Origin of the sequence: Franconibacter daqui, from assembly GCF_014644275.1 — a bacterium.
Taxonomy (GTDB): domain Bacteria; phylum Pseudomonadota; class Gammaproteobacteria; order Enterobacterales; family Enterobacteriaceae; genus Franconibacter; species Franconibacter pulveris.
Window position 1 is genome coordinate 1,709,295 of record NZ_BMKJ01000001.1, and the last position, 18,114, is coordinate 1,727,408.

General features: G+C 59.8%; 12 protein-coding genes and 2 other RNA genes. 7 read left to right on the forward strand and 7 right to left on the reverse strand.

Going from position 1 to position 18,114, the window contains the following annotated elements; genetic code table 11:
* The first annotated feature begins 50 nt into the window (after positions 1-50).
* From purU to IEX01_RS08115, 3 genes are all read left to right on the forward strand, one after another.
* Complete coding sequence (gene purU / locus IEX01_RS08105; protein WP_024560937.1) at positions 51-893, forward strand: formyltetrahydrofolate deformylase; 843 nt, start codon at positions 51-53, stop codon at positions 891-893.
* 191 nt (positions 894-1,084) lie between these two features.
* Positions 1,085-1,215, forward strand: a non-coding RNA gene (locus IEX01_RS08110) — RtT sRNA.
* 46 nt (positions 1,216-1,261) lie between these two features.
* Positions 1,262-1,382: non-coding RNA, RtT sRNA (locus IEX01_RS08115), on the forward strand.
* A 20-nt stretch (positions 1,383-1,402) separates the two neighbouring features.
* On the opposite strand, the gene IEX01_RS08120 is transcribed toward IEX01_RS08115, so the two are convergent.
* Entirely contained in the window at positions 1,403-1,849 is a 447-nt protein-coding gene (locus tag IEX01_RS08120) for an Lrp/AsnC family transcriptional regulator (RefSeq protein WP_024556081.1), read from the reverse strand.
* Between the two features lie 103 nt (positions 1,850-1,952).
* Here IEX01_RS08120 and IEX01_RS08125 point away from each other — a divergent pair, with 103 nt between their 5' ends.
* Positions 1,953-2,846 (forward strand): DMT family transporter, encoded by an 894-nt coding sequence (locus IEX01_RS08125; protein ID WP_188723626.1) that lies wholly within the window; start codon positions 1,953-1,955, stop codon positions 2,844-2,846.
* Between the two features lie 134 nt (positions 2,847-2,980).
* Here IEX01_RS08125 and narI read toward each other — a convergent pair whose 3' ends face one another.
* From narI to IEX01_RS08145, 4 genes are read right to left on the reverse strand one after another with little or no spacing between them, the layout of a single operon-like run.
* Complete coding sequence (gene narI, locus IEX01_RS08130; protein ID WP_024556079.1) at positions 2,981-3,658, reverse strand: respiratory nitrate reductase subunit gamma; 678 nt, start codon at positions 3,656-3,658, stop codon at positions 2,981-2,983.
* Positions 3,658-4,368 carry a nitrate reductase molybdenum cofactor assembly chaperone gene (gene narJ / locus IEX01_RS08135; protein ID WP_188723627.1) on the reverse strand — a complete coding sequence of 237 codons (711 nt, stop codon included), beginning with the start codon at positions 4,366-4,368 and terminating at the stop codon, positions 3,658-3,660. Before narJ ends, narI begins: the two co-directional genes overlap by 1 nt.
* Positions 4,365-5,897: a nitrate reductase subunit beta gene (narH, locus tag IEX01_RS08140; protein WP_188723628.1), complete on the reverse strand. Its 1,533-nt coding sequence runs from the start codon at positions 5,895-5,897 to the stop codon at positions 4,365-4,367. The genes narJ and narH overlap by 4 nt, the downstream gene beginning before the upstream one ends.
* Positions 5,894-9,640: a nitrate reductase subunit alpha gene (locus IEX01_RS08145; protein WP_188723629.1), complete on the reverse strand. Its 3,747-nt coding sequence runs from the start codon at positions 9,638-9,640 to the stop codon at positions 5,894-5,896. The genes narH and IEX01_RS08145 overlap by 4 nt, the downstream gene beginning before the upstream one ends.
* A gap of 363 nt (positions 9,641-10,003) precedes the next feature.
* Here IEX01_RS08145 and IEX01_RS08150 point away from each other — a divergent pair, with 363 nt between their 5' ends.
* Complete coding sequence (locus IEX01_RS08150) at positions 10,004-12,307, forward strand: patatin-like phospholipase family protein (RefSeq protein ID WP_188723630.1); 2,304 nt, start codon at positions 10,004-10,006, stop codon at positions 12,305-12,307.
* 54 nt (positions 12,308-12,361) lie between these two features.
* Here the strand turns inward: IEX01_RS08150 and IEX01_RS08155 are convergent, their stop codons facing one another.
* On the reverse strand, positions 12,362-13,753 hold the full coding sequence (locus tag IEX01_RS08155) for a NarK family nitrate/nitrite MFS transporter (RefSeq protein ID WP_188723631.1): 1,392 nt from the start codon (positions 13,751-13,753) through the stop codon (positions 12,362-12,364).
* Positions 13,754-14,060: 307 nt separating this feature from the next.
* On the opposite strand from IEX01_RS08155, the gene narX reads away from it, so the two are divergent.
* Together narX and narL are read left to right on the forward strand one after the other, a co-directional pair.
* Positions 14,061-15,854 carry a nitrate/nitrite two-component system sensor histidine kinase NarX gene (gene narX, locus IEX01_RS08160; protein ID WP_024559771.1) on the forward strand — a complete coding sequence of 598 codons (1,794 nt, stop codon included), beginning with the start codon at positions 14,061-14,063 and terminating at the stop codon, positions 15,852-15,854.
* On the forward strand, positions 15,847-16,497 hold the full coding sequence (gene narL, locus IEX01_RS08165; protein ID WP_024559770.1) for a two-component system response regulator NarL: 651 nt from the start codon (positions 15,847-15,849) through the stop codon (positions 16,495-16,497). Before narX ends, narL begins: the two co-directional genes overlap by 8 nt.
* Here narL and IEX01_RS08170 read toward each other — a convergent pair.
* On the reverse strand, positions 16,494-17,873 hold the full coding sequence (locus IEX01_RS08170; protein ID WP_229701836.1) for a YchO/YchP family invasin: 1,380 nt from the start codon (positions 17,871-17,873) through the stop codon (positions 16,494-16,496). The two genes, narL and IEX01_RS08170, sit on opposite strands and share 4 nt — an antisense overlap.
* Positions 17,874-18,114 lie beyond the last annotated feature (241 nt).

Genomic DNA, 18,114 nt, shown 5'->3' on the forward strand with positions numbered 1-18,114 from the left:
CGCCTTTTGACAACGCTGAATGACAAACACTCAACAGGATCTTCCCTGCAATGCAAGCATTACAACGCAAAGTACTTCGCACTATTTGTCCCGATCAGAAAGGCCTGATCGCACGTATTACCAATATTTGCTACAAGCACGAACTGAATATCGTCCAGAACAATGAGTTTGTCGATCACCGCACCGGCCGCTTTTTTATGCGTACCGAACTGGAAGGTATCTTCAACGATGCGACGTTGCTTGCCGATCTTGATAGCGCGCTGCCGGAAGGTTCCGTACGCGAACTCAACCCGGCTGGACGCCGCCGTATCGTCATTCTCGTCACCAAAGAAGCGCACTGCCTGGGCGACCTGCTGATGAAAGCCAACTATGGCGGGCTGGATGTCGAGATCGCTGCGGTTATCGGCAACCACGAAACGCTGCGTTCGCTTGTTGAGCGCTTTGATATTCCATTCCAGTTGGTAAGCCATGAAGGTTTAACGCGCGAAGAGCACGATCAACTGATGGCGCAGGCCATTGAGCATTACGAACCGGATTACGTTGTGCTGGCGAAATATATGCGCGTGCTGACGCCTGATTTCGTTGCCCGTTTTCCGAACAAAATTATTAATATTCACCACTCGTTCCTGCCAGCCTTTATTGGCGCGCGTCCTTACCATCAGGCTTATGAGCGCGGCGTAAAGATTATCGGTGCGACTGCGCATTACGTGAACGACAATCTGGATGAAGGCCCGATCATCATGCAGGATGTGATTCACGTTGATCATAACTACACCGCTGAAGATATGATGCGCGCCGGGCGCGATGTTGAGAAAAATGTCCTCAGCCGCGCGCTTTATCAGGTTCTTGCCCAGCGCGTGTTCGTTTATGGCAACCGGACGATTATCCTGTAATACGGGTAAAATGAATTGCTTAGCTTTAAAGCGTTACGTGTAAAAAGTACGCAAACGATACATTTCTCATAACGTAAGGTTCAACCACAGCGATGTGGTTAACCTGATAAGCCGCTGGCTTATCATTCAGACAATATGAATACCCCTCTCTTATATCAAGCTTCCCTCTACCATCACCCTTCACTTTCCATGCGCCATTTACGCGGGGAAGGATGAGAACCTTCGACTAAGGTTCGGGTCGAGCAGAGCGAGACAACGTTGCCGCAGGCAACGGCCCGCAGGGCGAGGCGCGAAGCGCCGAGTAATCCTTCCCCCACCACCATCTCTTCAGATAAAAATCACCTTTAACCAAATCGACTGCCTCCCATATCGCTTCTGCGCGGGGAAGGATGAGAACCTTCGACTAAGGTTCGGGTCGAGCGAAGCGAGACAACGTTGCCGCAGGCAACGGCCCGCAGGGCGAGGCGCGAAGCGCTGCCCGCTGTTTAAGTTAACCCGTATTTACCCCCTCAAAGCGGCGGCAATCTTCTCTTTACCGGGGAACTCTTCACAATAGAGGTGTTCGACTGCGCGTAATCCGCCAGGCCATCGAGCAGGTCGTCAAGCTGGCCGATGGAGTGAAACGCCAGCCGCATCACAAAACAATCCTCACCCGTGACCTTGTCGCACTCAATACATTCCGGCATCGCCTGAATCATCTTTTCGACTTTATGCAACATGCCCGGCAGCGGCTTAACGCGCACCAGCGCCTGCATCCCGTAACCCACCGCCGGAAGGTTTACCCGCGCGCCATAACCTTCAATGATGCCGCGCTCCTCCAGCCGTCGGATACGCTCCGCCGTGCTGGGCGAAGAAAGCCCGATTTTGCCGCTCAGCACTTTCAGCGACAACCTGGCGTCTTCTGTCAGATAAGCCAGAATCTGCCGGTCAGTGTTATCCAGAAAGTAATTTTCCATATAAACCTCATAAAAAAAGGCAAAAGACACATCGCTCCTGATTAATTCTATACCGCATCTGGCAGGAAACGTCGAAAATAGACCAACACAAAAGGAGGGCAACATGAGCAACGACTACAAGACCGGCGTCTGGCAAATGACGGCCGCCATGCTGATTTCAGGCTCAATCGGCGTTTTTGTGCTGCTGAGCGGGCAACCCGTGACGGATGTGGTGTTCTGGCGCTGCCTGGTCGGCACCCTCACCCTCTTTATCCTGACGCGCCTTAGCGGCGACTGGCGCAGCCATCTTACTTTGAAGGTCATCGTTGTCGCCGCGCTGGGCGGCGTGGCGCTGGTGCTTAACTGGCTGCTGCTGTTTGCCGCCTACTCCCGTCTTTCCATTGGCCTCGCCACGCTGGTTTACAACACGCAGCCGCTGATGCTGGTGCTGATGAGCATGCTTTTCCTGGGCGAGAAAGTCACGCGGGCGAAATGGTATTGGCTGCTGGCCGCGTTTGGCGGAATGGCGCTGGTGCTGGCGGGCCAGTTGACGGGGTCGCATCATGACGGCTGGCTGTTGGGTATCGCCATGGCGCTTGGCGCTGCGTTCTTTTACGCCCTTACCGCCCTCATCACCCGTCGGCTAAAAGGGGTGCCGCCTCAGCAAATCGCGCTGGTGCAAGTGAGCGTGAGCGTGCTGATGCTGCTGCCTGTCTCGCATTTCAGCCTCTCGCCAACGCCGTTTCAGTGGAGTATTTTGGTTCTGCTTGGCGTGTTACACACCGGGGTCATGTATCAACTGCTTTACGGCGCAATACAAAAGCTGCCGACGCCGGTGACCGGATCCCTTTCATTTATTTATCCGCTGGTGGCGATTGCCGCGGATCAGTGGGTCTTCGGGCATAGTCTGAGCCTGCACCAGCTGGCAGGCGGCGCGCTGATCCTCCTTGCCGCGGCGGGGAATAATCTGGGCTGGGGAGAAAAGGCAACAGCGCCTGCGCAAGCGGCGAGTCGTTAACGCCCTTTCCCCAACGGCCTCCCTGCGATAGTCAGCAAAAACGAAATCCGTACGCTCCCCGAGGGAGAAAAATTCTCCACCATTTCGCCAATAAAAAACCCGGCGTCAGCCGGGTTTGTCATATCGCCTGCTATTCAGCGGCGTGCGCGCACCACCTGGTATCTGCGCGTCAGGTATTCCACCGGCGCGCTCCACACATGCACCAGGCGGGTGAACGGGAAAAGCAGGAACAGCGTCATGCCAAGCACAAGGTGAACGCGGAAGATAAACGCCACGCCGTCAAGCTGCTCCGCCGCGCCGCTGCGGAAGGTCACGATGTGTTGCGCCCACCCCACCAGCTTCATCATCTCACTGCCGTCCATATGCTGCGCAGAGAACGGAATAGTCAACAGTCCCAGCGTACACTGCGCCATCAGCAGCGCCAGGATCAGGATATCAGCGCCGGTCGATGTCGCACGCACACGTGGGTTAAACAGGCGACGCTTAAGCAGCAGCAGCCCACCCACCAGCGTCAGCACGCCGCAGATGCCGCCTGCGACCATCGCCAGCTGTTGCTTAACGGCCACCGGCAGGAACCACTCGTACATCCAGTGCGGCGTTAACATGCCGAACAGGTGGCCGAAGAAAATCCCGAGAATGCCGATATGGAACAGGTTAGAGGCCAGGTTCATCCCCTTGCGGTCAAGCATCTGGCTGGAGGCGGCGCGCCAGGTATACTGGCCGTAGTCATAACGCAGCCAGCTGCCGACCAGAAAGACCGTACCGGCGATGTACGGGTAGATACTAAAGAAGAACATATTCAGGAAGTGCATTAGTGCTGTCCTCCGGTAGAGATAGTCAGATACTGCGGGGCCACCGCCCCGGCAAAGCGACGCTGATGAGCGCTGATGGCGTCCTCGCCGCACCCCTTTTCGGCGAAAAACTTCACCTGTTCTTCTTCCCAGACGGCGTCCAGCGCCTGCGGCGTATCGTCACGGGCTTCGCCAGCCAGTTGCGCCTGCACTTTTTGTTCATCAACCCGACTTTCAGCGAGCGCCAGCAGCAGCTCGAAAATCAGGGCGTAGCGGCTTTCGCGCTGCTTAAGGCGAGCGCCGAGCAGCGCCAGTATCGGCGCGATGTCTTTAAGCCCGTTCACCGCGTCGTCATGCGGCAGTTGCGCAAGGTATTCCAGATAAAGCGGCAAATGATCCGGCAACTCGCGGCTGCTGAGTTCAAGCCCGGCGCGCTCATACTGGGCAAGCAGGTCGACCATCGCCTGCCCCCGGTCGCGGGATTCGCCATGCACATGTTCGAAAAGCAGCAGCGAGGTGGCGCGCCCGCGATCAAACAGTTCGCTGTAGCTTGCCTGCGCGTCCAGTAAATCCTCGCTTAGCAAGTCGCGGATAAAAACGCCCAGCCGGTGGGCATCCTTTAGCGAGAGATGCTCAGTTTCAGCCAACGCGTCGAACAGCTCCTGCTGATGCTGCCAGAGCGCGGCGTCGGGGTACTCCAGCAGGCGCGAGAGAATAAGCAGTTCCATCACAGATGCTCCCCTTTCACGGTCACATCGACGGCGTCGATGCGGCGGCTGTTGAACAGGTTGAATTTGCTGTCAGAGCCGTGGCAACCGTCGCCGAAGCTAAAGCCGCAGCCGTTGCGCTCCGGGAACGCGTCGCGCGCCAGTTCACGGTGGCTGGAAGGAATAACGAAGCGGTCTTCGTAGTTCGCGATAGCCAGATAGCGGTACATCTCCTGCGCCTGCGCTTCGCTCAGCCCCACTTCTTCCAGCGCGCGAACATCATTCACGCCGTCAACGGTTTCCGCGCGTTTGTAGTGGCGCATCGCCAGCATGCGTTTCAGGGCCAGCAATACCGGGGCGGTGTCGCCTGCGGTGAGCAGGTTCGCCAGGTACTGCACCGGAATGCGCAGGCTTTCCACATCCGGCAGAATGCCGTTGCGGCCAAGCTCGCCCGCATCGGCGGCGGATTGAATCGGCGACAGCGGCGGCACGTACCAGACCATCGGCAGCGTGCGGTATTCCGGGTGCAGCGGCAGCGCCAGCTTCCAGTCCATCGCCAGCTTCCACACCGGCGATTGCTGCGCGGCGTCAATCACGCTCTGCGGCACGCCGTCTTTCAACGCCTGCTCAACCACTTTCGGGTCGTTCGGGTCGAGGAAGACATCCAACTGGCGCTGATAGAGATCGGTCTCATGCTCGGTGCTCGCCGCCTGCTCGATGGCGTCCGCGTCATACAGCAGCACGCCGAGATAGCGGATACGGCCCACGCAGGTTTCTGAGCAGACAGTCGGCATCCCCGCTTCAATACGCGGATAGCAGAAGATGCACTTCTCAGATTTGCCGCTCTTCCAGTTGAAGTAGATTTTTTTGTACGGACAGCCGGTCACGCACATGCGCCAGCCGCGGCATTTATCCTGGTCAATCAGCACGATGCCGTCTTCTTCACGCTTGTAAATCGCGCCGCTCGGGCAGGTGGCCACGCACGCCGGGTTCAGGCAGTGCTCGCACAGGCGCGGCAGATACATCATGAAGGTGTTTTCGAACTGGCCGTACATCGCCTTCTGCATATTGTCGAAATTTTTATCCTGCGAGCGCTTTTCAAACTCGCCGCCCAGGATCTCTTCCCAGTTCGGGCCCGCTTCGACTTTATTCATCCGCTGGCCGGTGATTTTCGAGCGCGGGCGCGCTATCGGCTGATGCTTGCCTTCCGGCGCGTTGTGCAGGTGCTGATAGTCGAAGTCGAACGGTTCGTAGTAATCATCAATGCCCGGCAGATGCGGGTTGGCGAAAATTTTACCCAGCAGCATGCCGCGCCCGCCCATACGGGGCTGCAGCTTGCCGTTGATTTTGCGCACCCAGCCGCCCTTCCACTTCTCCTGGTTCTCCCAGTCGTTCGGGAAGCCGACGCCCGGCTTACTTTCCACGTTGTTAAACCAGGCGTACTCCATGCCTTCGCGGCTGGTCCAGACGTTTTTACAGGTCACCGAACAGGTGTGGCAGCCGATGCATTTATCAAGGTTCAGCACCATGCCGACTTGTGAACGAATTTTCATTTTACGCTCTCCTGTTTTTGGTCGTTGCCTTCGCCGTCCAACCAGTCAATGTTCTTCATCTTACGCACCACCACAAACTCATCGCGGTTAGAGCCTACGGTGCCGTAGTAGTTAAAGCCGTAGGCCAGCTGCGCATAGCCGCCGATCATATGGGTCGGTTTCGGGCTGATGCGGGTGACCGAGTTGTGAATGCCGCCGCGCTGGCCAGTGATTTCCGACCCCGGAATATTCACGATGCGCTCCTGGGCGTGGTACATCATGGTCATGCCTGCCGGTACGCGCTGGCTCACCACCGCTCGGGCGGTCAGCGCGCCGTTGGCGTTAAACACCTCTATCCAGTCGTTATCCGCAATGCCGAGGTCGCGGGCGTCGTCTTCGCTCATCCAGACAATCGGGCCACCGCGGGAAAGCGTCAGCATCAGCAGGTTGTCGCTGTAGGTAGAGTGAATGCCCCATTTCTGGTGCGGCGTCAGGAAATTCAGCGCCTTCTCCGGGTTGCCGTTAGATTTCTTGCCCATCACCGCTTTCACCGAACGGGTGTCGATGGGCGGACGATAGACCAGCAGGCTCTCGCCGAAGTCGCGCATCCACGGGTGATCCTGATACAGCTGCTGGCGGCCGGAGAGCGTGCGCCACGGGATAAGCTCATGCACGTTGGTGTAACCGGCATTGTAAGAGACATGCTCATCCTCAAGCCCGGACCAGGTGGGGCTGGAGATAATTTTGCGCGGCTGCGCCTGGATATCGCGAAAGCGAATCTTCTCTTCTTCTTTATTCAGCGCCAGATGCGTATGGTCGCGGCCGGTAAACTCGCTGAGCGCCGCCCAGGCTTTCACCGCCACCTGGCCGTTGGTTTCCGGCGCAAGCGTTAAGATCATCTCGGCGGCGTCAATGGCGGTGTTGAGCATCGGCTGACCTTTCGCCGGACCGTCCTGCTTGGTGTAATTAAGCTTGCGCAGCAGATCCATTTCGCTCTGGGTATTCCAGGCGATGCCCTTGCCGCCGTTGCCGATTTTCTCCATCAGCGGGCCGATGGAGGTGAAGCGCTCATACGTCGCCGGGTAGTCACGCTCAACGGCAATAATGTGCGGCGCGGTTTTGCCCGGGATCAGCTCGCATTCGCCTTTTTTCCACTCTTTCACCTCCAGCGGCTGCGCCAGCTCGGCGGCGGAGTCATGCTGAATCGGCAGCGTCACCACATCGGTTTCCACGCCGAGGTGGCCCAAGCAAACTTCCGAGAATTTCTTCGCGATGCCTTTGTAGATTTCCCAGTCGCTTTTCGACTCCCAGGCCGGGTCGACGGCGGCGGAAAGCGGATGAATAAACGGATGCATATCCGAGGTATTCATGTCGTCTTTTTCATACCAGGTGGCGGTCGGCAGCACAATGTCGGAGTAAAGACAGGTGCTGGAGAGACGGAAGTCGAGGGTGACCACCAGGTCCAGCTTGCCGTCAAGGCCGTTATCCTGCCATTCAATCTCTTCAGGCTTCACGCCGCCCTGCTGGCCGAGATCTTTGCCCTGAATGCCGTTCTCGGTGCCGAGCAGGTATTTGAGCATGTACTCATGCCCCTTACCGGAGGAGCCCAGCAGGTTGGAGCGCCAGACAAACAGGTTGCGCGGATGGTTTTTACCGTTCTCCGGCTCTTCGGCGGCGAAGCGGATCTCGCCCGATTTCAGCGCCTTCACGGTGTAATCCACCGGGCTCATGCCCGCTTTATCCGCCGCAGCCTTGATGCGCAGCGGGTTGGTGCCAAGCTGCGGCGCAGAAGGCAGCCAGCCCATGCGCTCGGCGCGCACGTTGAAGTCGATAAGATGGCCGCTGTAGCGCGATTTATCCGCCAGCGGCGACAGCAGGTCTTCCGTCGTCAGGGATTCATAACGCCACTGGCTGGAGTGGTTATAGAAGAAAGAGGTGCTGTTCATGTGGCGCGGCGGACGGTTCCAGTCCAGCGCGAAGGCCAGCGGCGTCCAGCCGGTTTGCGGGCGCAGTTTCTCCTGGCCGACATAGTGCGCCCAGCCGCCGCCGCTCTGGCCGACGCAGCCGCAGAACACCAGCATATTGATAAGCCCACGGTAGTTCATATCCATGTGGTACCAGTGGTTCAGACCAGCGCCGACGATTATCATGGAACGACCATGCGTTTTATCGGCGTTGTCGGCAAACTCGCGGGCGGTGCGAATAATCTGCGCGCGCGGCACGCCGGTAATCTGCTCCGCCCAGGCCGGGGAGTACGCTTTCACGTCGTCGTAGCTGGCAGCGCAGTTGGCGTCGTCCAGGCCGCGATCGAGGCCATAGTTGGCAAGGGTCAGGTCATACACCGTGGCCACCAGCGCCTGGCTGCCGTCGGCCAGGGTCAGGCGTTTCACCGGCAGCTTATGCAGCAGGATGTTTTCCAGCTTCACCTTGTTGAAGTGTTCGCTGCTGTCACCGCCAAAGTACGGGAAGCCCACGTCGGCAACCTCATCCTGATGGCCCAGCAGCGACAGGCGCAGTTCGGTCTCTTCACCGGAGGCGCCGTCGCGCTGTTCAAGGTTCCACTTGCCCTTTTCGCCCCAGCGGAAGCCGATGGAGCCATTCGGCGCTGTCAGTTCGCCATTGCGGTTATCGAACGCGACGGTTTTCCACTCCGGGTTATTTTCCTGGCCCAGATTATCGACCAGATCGGAGGCGCGCAGCATACGGCCTGCGGCATAGAAACCGTCGCGCGCTTCGAGCATCACCAGCATCGGCATGTCGGTGTAGCGGCGCACATAGTCGGTGAAATACTGGCTCGGCTTATCGAGGTGGAACTCTTTGAGCATCACATGGCCCATCGCCAGCGCCATCGCGCTGTCGGTGCCCTGTTTCGGCGCCAGCCACAGGTCGCACAGCTTGGCGATTTCCGCGTAGTCGGGGGTGACGGCGACCGTTTTCGTGCCTTTGTAGCGCACCTCGGTAAAGAAGTGGGCGTCCGGCGTGCGGGTCTGCGGCACGTTGGAGCCCCAGGCGATGATGTAGCTGGAGTTGTACCAGTCGGCGGATTCCGGCACGTCGGTCTGCTCGCCCCAGGTCATCGGCGAGGCGGGCGGCAGGTCGCAATACCAGTCATAGAAGCTCAGGCAGGTGCCGCCAATCAGCGAGAGATAGCGCGCACCGGAGGCGTAAGAGACCATCGACATCGCCGGAATAGGCGAAAAACCGGCGATACGGTCCGGGCCAAAAGTTTTGGCGGTATAGACGTTCGCCGCCGCGATAAGTTCGTTCACCTCCTGCCAGGAGGAGCGGACGAAGCCGCCGCGCCCGCGCGCCTGCTTATAGCTTTTCGCTTTTTCGCTGTCTTCAATAATGGAGGCCCAGGCGTTTACCGGGTCGCTGTGACGCGCTTTTGCCTCACGCCAGAGTTTGATCAGGCGCTTGCGCATCAGCGGATATTTCAGGCGGTTGGCGCTGTAGAGATACCAGGAGTAGCTCGCGCCGCGCGGGCAGCCGCGGGGCTCGTGGTTCGGCATGTCCGGGCGGGTGCGCGGGTAGTCGGTCTGCTGGGTTTCCCAGGTCACCAGACCGTTTTTCACGTAGATTTTCCAGCTACAGGAGCCAGTGCAGTTTACGCCATGAGTCGAACGCACGATTTTGTCGTGCTGCCAGCGGCTCCGGTAACTCTCTTCCCAGTCGCGGTTTGTTTCAAGAAGCTGGCCGTGCCCATTGGCAAAGGTGTCGCCCTTCTGTTTGAAGTAGCGAAACCGGTCCAAAAATTTGCTCATCAGCGTTTCTCCTGTAGGGAGCCTTAAGGCTCTTCTGGTAAATCGACATTGCTGGAATGGCGGCACGGTAACGCCGCGTCAGATAAGCAGAATTGACGACGATCAAGCCGACCCGGCGCAGAGAAGACGCGCAAAAAGCGAACTACCCCCAAAGTAGGAGGCACGAATTTCATTTAATCTATTGTTTTTAAATAAAATTATTCCAACAGGACAGGAATTGACCGCCTTTTTCCGCCGGGGCGGGTATTAAGGGGTAGATAGCAGATAAGCGAGCCTGTCTGCTGAAATGAGGAACGACGGCAAGCGACAGGTTTTCTACAGTAATACTATCTCGCCGTTGACGTCGCCCGAAGGAGGGTCGTAATGCCCCGCAACGTACCCGGGCCTGACAAGCCCGATTCGGCTATTTCTAATGAGGCGCAAAGGGTTGCGGCGCGACGGGCGTTAGCGGGAGTTGAACCTACCGCTCCGCGCTGCGGGCTCGCCCTGTCGGGCGGCGGCCTGCGCAGCGCCACTTTCTCGCTGGGGCTGATTCGCGCCCTGGCCAAACACCGTCTCCTGACGCGCGTTGATTATCTCTCCACCGTCTCGGGCGGCGGCTATGTCGGCGGCATGCTGGGACGGCTCTACAACGAAAATAACGCGAAAAGGGTTGAAGAGAGGCTGGCGGCGGAGGACTCCATCCTGTTGTGGTGGCTTCGTAACCACGGGCGTTACCTGATACCCGTCGGTTCGCGGGAGCTGCAAATCGCGGGCGCGAGCATGGTGCGCGCGTTTGTGCTTAACGCGCTGCTGGTCATCTGGCTTGCGCTGCTGGTCGCCCTGCCCGCGCTGATGGTGACGCAAAAAGGCGGCGGCACGACGCTTTTTCATGATGTTATCTACATCTGCCTGAGCGCCGCAGGCGTTGCGTCGCTGCATTACTGGATGTCGGTAAGCCTGCGCGGCTATTTTTTAGCAGGCGCGGCGCTGCTGATGGCTGGCGGATACGGGTTATACCATCCCGGTTTTCCGGCCACTATCACGTCGTCGCCGGGCATGGGGCTGCTTGCGGCGATGATGCTTTACAGCCTGCTGCTGATGGCTTACGCCGCACGTTGTCGGGGTTCGCCCTCCCGCTGGCGGCTGGGACTGACCTTACATTTGCGGTTCTGGCTGATGTGCGCGCTGTTGCTGGCGCTACTCTGGGCGCTCGGCGCCATCGCTCGCAAGGCGCATGGCTATCTGCCAACGCTCTGGCAGAGCACGGTCTGGCTGTTAGCGCTGCTCGCAGGCGGCAAGCTTCTTCTGTTGGCCGGGCTGCTCGCGAAGCTGCCGGTAAAAAAAGGGCTGTTGATTCGCCTTAGCGTCAACCGGCGCTCCTGGCTTAATCTCGCAGGCGTTTTCATACTGGCGACGCTGCTGGCGCTGGTCGCCAACTGGCTGCTGGCCCTGGGGGAAAGCGGGCTTCTCACCCCAGTGCTCCGTGCGCTGCCGCCCGTTCTCGGGTCGCTTGCCAACGAAGCCTGGATGTTTTTAGTCTGGTGCTGCGCCTTGCTCACCCTGTGCTGCCTGCGCGCCATGCCGGAACTGCTTAACCTCGCCTCGTTGCATCATTTTTATCGCGCGCGGCTTGAGCGGGCCTGGCTTTCGCCTGGCAACCGGCAGCGTTTCGAAAGCGACCCGCTGGATAGCTACGCTGAGGAAAAGGCGCTTAAGGTGAAGAAAGTTACCCGCGCGCTTGAGGGAGACGATATCGCGCTTCAGGACTATCAGCCGCATCGCCACGGCGGCCCTATCCATCTTATCAACTGCTGTCTGAACCAGACCACAGACGACCGGACCGGCGGCTATGTGGCGGATCGTAAAGGCAGGGTGCTGACGGTCAGCAGCCTCGGTCTGGAGTGCAGCGGCGCAGCGCCTGAAGGGAATGTGCCACCGGGTGCGCTTTCTCACTGGCTAGCGGTATCCGGCGCGGCGGTCAGCGCTGGGACAGGTTCACGCACCGCGCCAGGCGCGGCGTTCTTGATTTTTCTCTTCGGCGCCAGGCTTGGCTACTGGCAACGTAACGCGTCTGCACATCGCGAGAGCCGCGAAAACGCGCTCTGTCGGGTGTTTCGCACGCTCACCGCGCCGCCTGGCTATCTGGCGGGCGAGATGCTGGCGCGCTTTCCGGGTCCTGATAAGCGCTACGTTTTTCTCTCAGACGGCGGTCATGTGGAAAATACGGGCGTCTATGCGCTCTTAAAGCGCCGTTTGCCCCTGATTGTGCTGGCGGAATGCGGCGCGGACCCGGACTTTTTGTGGGACGATCTGGAAAACCTGGTGCGTAAGGCGCGAATCGAACTTCACACGGAGATAACGTTTGACGGCGATCCGCCCGCGCCCTTCGTTACGCCTGCGCATTTCTCCCGGGAGCCGGGTTCGCCGCTGCTGCTGGCGCGCCTGCGCTATCCGCAGGGCGAAACGGGCGCGCTTATCGTGGTCAAACCTCGTCGTCTGAAAAACGCCACGCCAGATACCGTTGCGTGGAGCGAGCGCGAGCGCGGCTTTCCTTTTCAGAGCACAACGTACCCTTTATTCGATGAGGAGCAGTGGGAAGCTTATCACCAGTGCGGTTTAGCGGCGGGTGAGTTAGTCGATGAGGCGTTGCTTGAGGCGGCGCTGAAATACGTTCGCGGCCGGTGAGAAGAAAAAAAAGCGCGACCGAAGCCGCGCAAAGGATAACCAAAAGGTTAACTGTCAGCGTGCCGACTTGCGGCCGTAAATGGCCCAGGTCACCACAACGCAAACGACATAGAAGACAAAGAAGAGTTTCATCGCGCCCGCCGGCGAGCCGGTTAAGGCAAGCGAGGTACCGAATGCTTTCGGGATAAAGAAGCCGCCAATCGCGCCGATGGCGGAGATAAACCCGAGCGCCGCCGCCGTGTCGGTGACCGCTTCGCGCAGCGCCTGCTCTTCGCTGCCGCCCTGCGCCTTCACGCGGTCCATGGTCAGCTTGCGGAAGATAACTGAAATCATCTGGAAGGTGGAACCGCTACCCAGCCCCGCCGTTAAGAACAGCAGCAGGAAGACGCCGAAGAAAGCGACAAAGTTGCCCCCCTCGCCGCCAGACGGCAGCGTGAGGAAAAGCAGCGCGCTGAATATCGCCATCAGAATAAAGTTCACCAGCGTCACCCGCGTGCCGCCGAGGCGATCGGAGATAGCGCCGCCCGCCGAACGGGCAAGCGCGCCCACCAGCGGTCCGAAGAAGGCGAAATGCAGAATATCCACCTGGGGAAACTGCGTTTTGGAGAGCATGGCGAAACCGGCGGAGAAACCGATAAACGAGCCAAACGTCGCCAGATAAAGCAGACTCATAATCCACAAATGGCCGCGCTTAAGCACAGGCAACTGCTCGCGCAAGGACGCTTTCGACGTGGCGAGATCGTTCATGCCAAACCAGGCCGCCACGGTGAAAATCGCCAGCGGCAGCACCCAGACCCACGCCGCGTTTTCAAGATAGAGCATCGTGCCGTTATCCTGCTCAACGCCCGTGCCGCCAAAGACCGCGAACATGGAGAGCGAAATGGCCAGCGGTGCCACCAGTTGCATAACGCTTACGCCGAGGTTGCCCAGGCCGCCGTTAATGCCAAGCGCCCCGCCCTGCTTTTGCTTCGGGAAGAAAAAGCTGATGTTCGCCATGCTGGAGGCGAAGTTAGCGCCGGCGAAACCGCACAGCAGCGCGATGATAATAAACGTGCTGAAAGGCGTCGTCGGGTCCTGCACCACCACGCCAAGCCAGGCGCAGGGGATTATCAAAATACCGGTGCTGAACGCGGTCCAGCGGCGGCCGCCGAACACGGGCACCATAAACGCATATGGCACGCGTAGCAGCGCCCCGGAAACCGAAGGCAGCGCCGTCAGCATAAAGAGCTGGTCGGTTGTAAACTGAAAGCCGACCTTGTTCAGGTTCACCGCTACCGCGCTGAACAGCATCCAGACGCAGAAAGCGAGCAGCAGGCAAGGCACCGAAATCCAGAGATTGCGCCGCGCCGTGCGATGCCCCTGGCGTTGCCAGAACGCGCTGTCCTCGGGCCGCCAGTCGGTAATCAACGCGCCGGAGGCACGCTCTGGGACGGAAGAGTGACTCATAGACACCTCAAATGTTGGGGATTTACCCCGCCACCTTAGGCGTTAGGGCGTCACGTAAGTTGATGTAAATCAATGGATATTCACGCCCTGAATCGGTAGAAATTTAACCATGCCCCTTAGTGAGTAGCCGAAGAAAACAAAAAAAGTGTGGTTTTTCACTCCGCTGCGCTTCTTCCTGACCAACCTGCTCCCTTTCCTCCCCCCTGCGGCAATAAAGGAGTAATCCCTTAGAGGTATGGGTATACTCCAGGGGATACCAGACAATAGTTTCCCTGTGGTTTTTCTTGCCTTTCAGGACGCGCCGCGCATGCTAAAACGCCTCTTTTCCCCGTTGACGCTGGTTAACCAGCTGGCCTTGATTGTCTTTCTGCTCGCCGGGCTTGGCGTAACGGGCATGGGCGTCGCGGGCTGGCTGGCGCAGGGCATTCAGGGCAATGCGCACGCCATCAATAAGGCAGGCTCCCTGCGTATGCAAAGCTATCGTCTGCTCGCCAGCGTGCCGCTGGATGCGCGCGACGCGCCGCTGCTGAACGAAATGGCGCGCACCGCCTGGAGCCCGGAGCTTGAGCATGCCGCGGCTCGCGACGGCCAGCAGCCGCAGTTACGGGCGATTCAGACATACTGGCGGCGCTTTCTGTCACCCGCCTTGCGCGCCGCCTCCTCCCCACAGGAGGTGAACGCCGCGGTTGGGCAGTTCGTCAGCCAGATAGACAGCCTGGTCACCGCCTTCGATCACACCACGGAGCTGCGCATTCAGCGCGTGGTCTGGCTCCAGCGCGCCATGGCGCTGCTGACGGGGCTTTTGCTTATCTTCACGCTGGTCTGGCTGCGCAAGCGGCTGCTGCGCCCCTGGCGGGCGCTGTTGGCCATGGCGCAGGCGGCGGGACAGCGCGACTTCAGCCAGCGCGTGCAGATAGCCGGGCGCGATGAAATGGCGACGCTCGGCCAGGCGCTTAACAGCATGTCGGCGGAACTTGCGCAAAGCTACGCGGTGCTGGAAGCGCGGGTGAAGGAGAAAACCGCGGGCCTTGAGCACAAGAACCAGATCCTCGCCTTTCTCTGGCAGGCGAACCGCCGTCTGCACTCCAGCGCGCCGCTGTGCGAAAGGCTGGCGCCGGTGTTGAACGATTTGCAACAGCTGACGCTGCTGCACGACCTCGCGCTGCGGGTTTATGAAGTGGACGATGAAGAGCACTATCAGGAGTTTCTCTGGCAGCCGGACGAGCGCTGCGCGGAAAAAGGCTGCACGCTCTGCCCGCGCCGCGAGCCTGCGGGCGAGACGCAGACCACGCTGAAATGGCGGCTGGCGGACAGCCATACCCAGTACGGCCTGCTGCTGGCGAAGCTGCCGCCGGGCTGTCATTTAAGCCACGATCAGCAGCAGATGATCGATACCCTTACCGAGCAGCTCACCGCCACGCTCGCGCTTGAGCGTCAGCAGGAGCGCAAGCAGCAGCTTATCTTGCTGGAAGAGCGCGCGGCCATCGCCCGCGAGCTGCATGATTCCATCGCCCAGTCGCTCTCCTGTATGAAGATGCAAGTCAGTTGCCTGCAAATGCAGGGCGACGCGCTGCCGCAGGCGAGTCGCGACCTGCTCGGGCAGATCCGCAACGAACTTAACACCTCCTGGCGGCAGCTTCGCGAGCTGCTCACCACGTTTCGTCTTAAGCTTACAGAGCCGGGGCTGAAAGCTGCGCTTGAGGCAAGCTGCCAGGAGTTCGGCGCGCGGCTGGGCTTTCCGGTTACGCTTGATTATCAGCTGCCGCCGCGCCTTGTGCCTTCGCACCAGGCGATACATCTGGTGCAGATAGCGCGTGAAGCGCTCAACAACGCGTTCAAGCATGCCGGCGCCAGCGCCCTGCGCGTTTGCGTAACGCTTCAGGGCAAGCAGGTGCGGCTGGCGGTGGAAGATAACGGCTGCGGTCTGCCGGACAACGCCGAGCGCAGCAACCATTACGGCCTGATTATTATGCGTGACCGCGCCCAGAGTTTGCGCGGTGACTGTCAGATCCGGCGGCGGGAAGCAGGCGGCACCGAAGTGGTGGTGACCTTTATCCCCGATGCGCCCCTTTTATCTGTACAAGGAGAATCCCATGAGTAACCCGGAACCGGCCACTATCCTGTTGATTGATGACCATCCTATGCTGCGCACCGGCGTGAAGCAGCTCATCAGCATGGCGCCTGGCATTACGGTTGTCGGCGAGGCGGGCAATGGCGAACAGGGTATCGAAATGGCCGAGGCGTTAGATCCGGACCTGGTCCTGCTCGACCTGAACATGCCGGGCATGAACGGGCTGGAAACCCTGGATAAGCTGCGCGAGAAGGCCCTGTCCGGCCGCGTGGTGGTCTTTAGCGTTTCTAACCATGAAGAAGATGTGGTGACGGCGCTCAAGCGCGGCGCAGACGGCTATCTGCTTAAAGACATGGAGCCGGAAGAGCTGCTGCGGGCGTTGCAGCAGGCGGCGGCAGGCGAAATGGTGCTGAGCGAAGCGCTGACGCCGGTGCTGGCGGCGAGCCTTCGCGCCAGTCGCGCCACCTCCGAGCGCGACGTGTCGCAGCTTACCCCGCGCGAGCGCGACATCTTAAAGCTCATCGCCCAGGGGCTGCCGAACAAAATGATCGCCCGCAAGCTCGATATCACCGAAAGCACCGTCAAAGTGCACGTGAAGCACTTGCTGAAAAAGATGAAGCTAAAATCCCGCGTGGAAGCGGCGGTCTGGGTGCATCAGGAGCGCGTCTTTTAATCCGCCGGCAACAGGTTATAGCGCGGGTCGTCCTGCGGCAGCGTCTGCACCGGTTCGGTCAGGCGCAGGGTTATCCAGTTTGAAGTCACACGCTGGCCGCGTTCATCTTCCACCGTGACAGAAAGCCGCCAGCTGTTGTTCGCCCCCGCCGCACTGTCCCAGGCGGGCATAATGATGCTCCAGCCGTCGGCGCTGCGACCGTTAAGCGGCGGCGTCAGGCTCAGCGCCTGGGTGTCGCCCTGCCAGGAGAGCTGGCGAATACCGTTCACACTGCGCACCTGCAGCTTCAACGCCACCGTCTCTCCAGGCGCCAGATCCCAGGGCGGCGTGGCGAGAAACACCGACAGGGTTTTGCGCTGGCGAAATTCCATCACCGGCGCGCCGCTGCGTTCCACGCGGTCATAGCGACTGCCGCGCAGCGAACGGGCGTTCTCCACTTCCGCTGCGGAGAGCTGTTTGCCAAGCGGCACGCCGAAGCGATAGTTAACCCGCAGGCCGAGGTTATTCTGGCTCTCGCCGCTCTCCCCCTGCTTATGCTGCGCGCTCAGCGTCACCAGCGGCACCGGCGTGTAGCTCAGCCCCACCTTCACGGCCATCGGATTATGGTAGCCGGTGCCGCTGTCGAAGAGATCGACCCTGTCACCAAAGTACTGCTCAAGGCTCAGGCTGGTGTTAACGTGCCGGTAAAAGGGCAGCCAGGCCTGCGCCGTGACGTCATAGCCTCTCGCCAGCCGCTGCTCCTGAAGTTCGGTCTCGCCGGTGCGCCAGCCACTGAGCGGCTGATAGTAGTTGGCGGAAAGCCGCAGATACTCGCCCCAGGCTTCCGCGCCGAAGCCCGCGCGCTGAAGGTTTTCTTCCAGCAGGCTGTCGTAAAAGGTGTTGTAGCCAAGCAGCCAGTCGCCCGCCACCCAGCGCTGGCCGACGCCCGCATTGCCCACTAACCCGTCGCTGCGCTCGCTGACGCCAAGCTGCGTCCAGGTCAGGTAGCGGTTGTTATCCTGCCAGGGGGTAAAGAGCGAACCGCTGCTGCCGTTGAAATTGCCATGTTCGTCCACCAGCAGATCGATACTGGCGGTGCCGAGCGGCGAAAGCAGCGATTCGGCCTCGCTGGTCACCTCTTTGCTTAAGGCGTCGCGCAAGTGCGTAAAGGCAAACTGCCGCGCCTGCTGACCGGGCGCCAGGTCGCTTTCCGTCTGGCTCGCCTCGCCAAAAGCTTTGGCGACGGTCGCGATATGGCGCGCCGTGGCGTCGCTTTCCGGAGCCATGCCGAGGTCGGGCAGGTTATCGTTATCATTATCGAAGGGGTTTTGCGCCTTTTGCATAAAGGTCGCCGGGGCACCAGCAGCCCCGCCCCCGGTGAGGAGCGCAAGCAGCATTAACGATGAGACAGCAGGTTTACGTAACAACAGCATAACGACAGGCGGCGACAGCTCTCAGACCGGTTAACCGGGACAACAAAACATCGGCTCAGTATAACATACCCCTCCCTCACGCTAAGCGCCCTCACCCGTTTGCACCAGAAAGCGGGCCGCCAACACGCGATTTCAGGATTATCCTCAGGCGCTTTTACCCCTCTGCGCTACGCTTAACTCACCCACCCCGCGCGAGAACCCGATG

Bases quoted from the DNA above. Each gene is read 5' to 3' on its own strand.
- purU (WP_024560937.1), top strand. From the start codon at position 51: ATGCAAGCATTACAACGCAAAGTACTTCGCACTATTTGTCCCGATCAG.
- IEX01_RS08120 (WP_024556081.1), bottom strand. From the start codon at position 1,849: ATGGAAAATTACTTTCTGGATAACACTGACCGGCAGATTCTGGCTTAT.
- IEX01_RS08125 (WP_188723626.1), top strand. From the start codon at position 1,953: ATGAGCAACGACTACAAGACCGGCGTCTGGCAAATGACGGCCGCCATG.
- narI (WP_024556079.1), bottom strand. From the start codon at position 3,658: ATGCACTTCCTGAATATGTTCTTCTTTAGTATCTACCCGTACATCGCC.
- narH (WP_188723628.1), bottom strand. From the start codon at position 5,897: ATGAAAATTCGTTCACAAGTCGGCATGGTGCTGAACCTTGATAAATGC.
- IEX01_RS08145 (WP_188723629.1), bottom strand. From the start codon at position 9,640: ATGAGCAAATTTTTGGACCGGTTTCGCTACTTCAAACAGAAGGGCGAC.
- IEX01_RS08150 (WP_188723630.1), top strand. From the start codon at position 10,004: ATGCCCCGCAACGTACCCGGGCCTGACAAGCCCGATTCGGCTATTTCT.
- IEX01_RS08155 (WP_188723631.1), bottom strand. From the start codon at position 13,753: ATGAGTCACTCTTCCGTCCCAGAGCGTGCCTCCGGCGCGTTGATTACC.
- narX (WP_024559771.1), top strand. From the start codon at position 14,061: ATGCTAAAACGCCTCTTTTCCCCGTTGACGCTGGTTAACCAGCTGGCC.
- narL (WP_024559770.1), top strand. From the start codon at position 15,847: ATGAGTAACCCGGAACCGGCCACTATCCTGTTGATTGATGACCATCCT.
- IEX01_RS08170 (WP_229701836.1), bottom strand. From the start codon at position 17,873: ATGCTGCTTGCGCTCCTCACCGGGGGCGGGGCTGCTGGTGCCCCGGCG.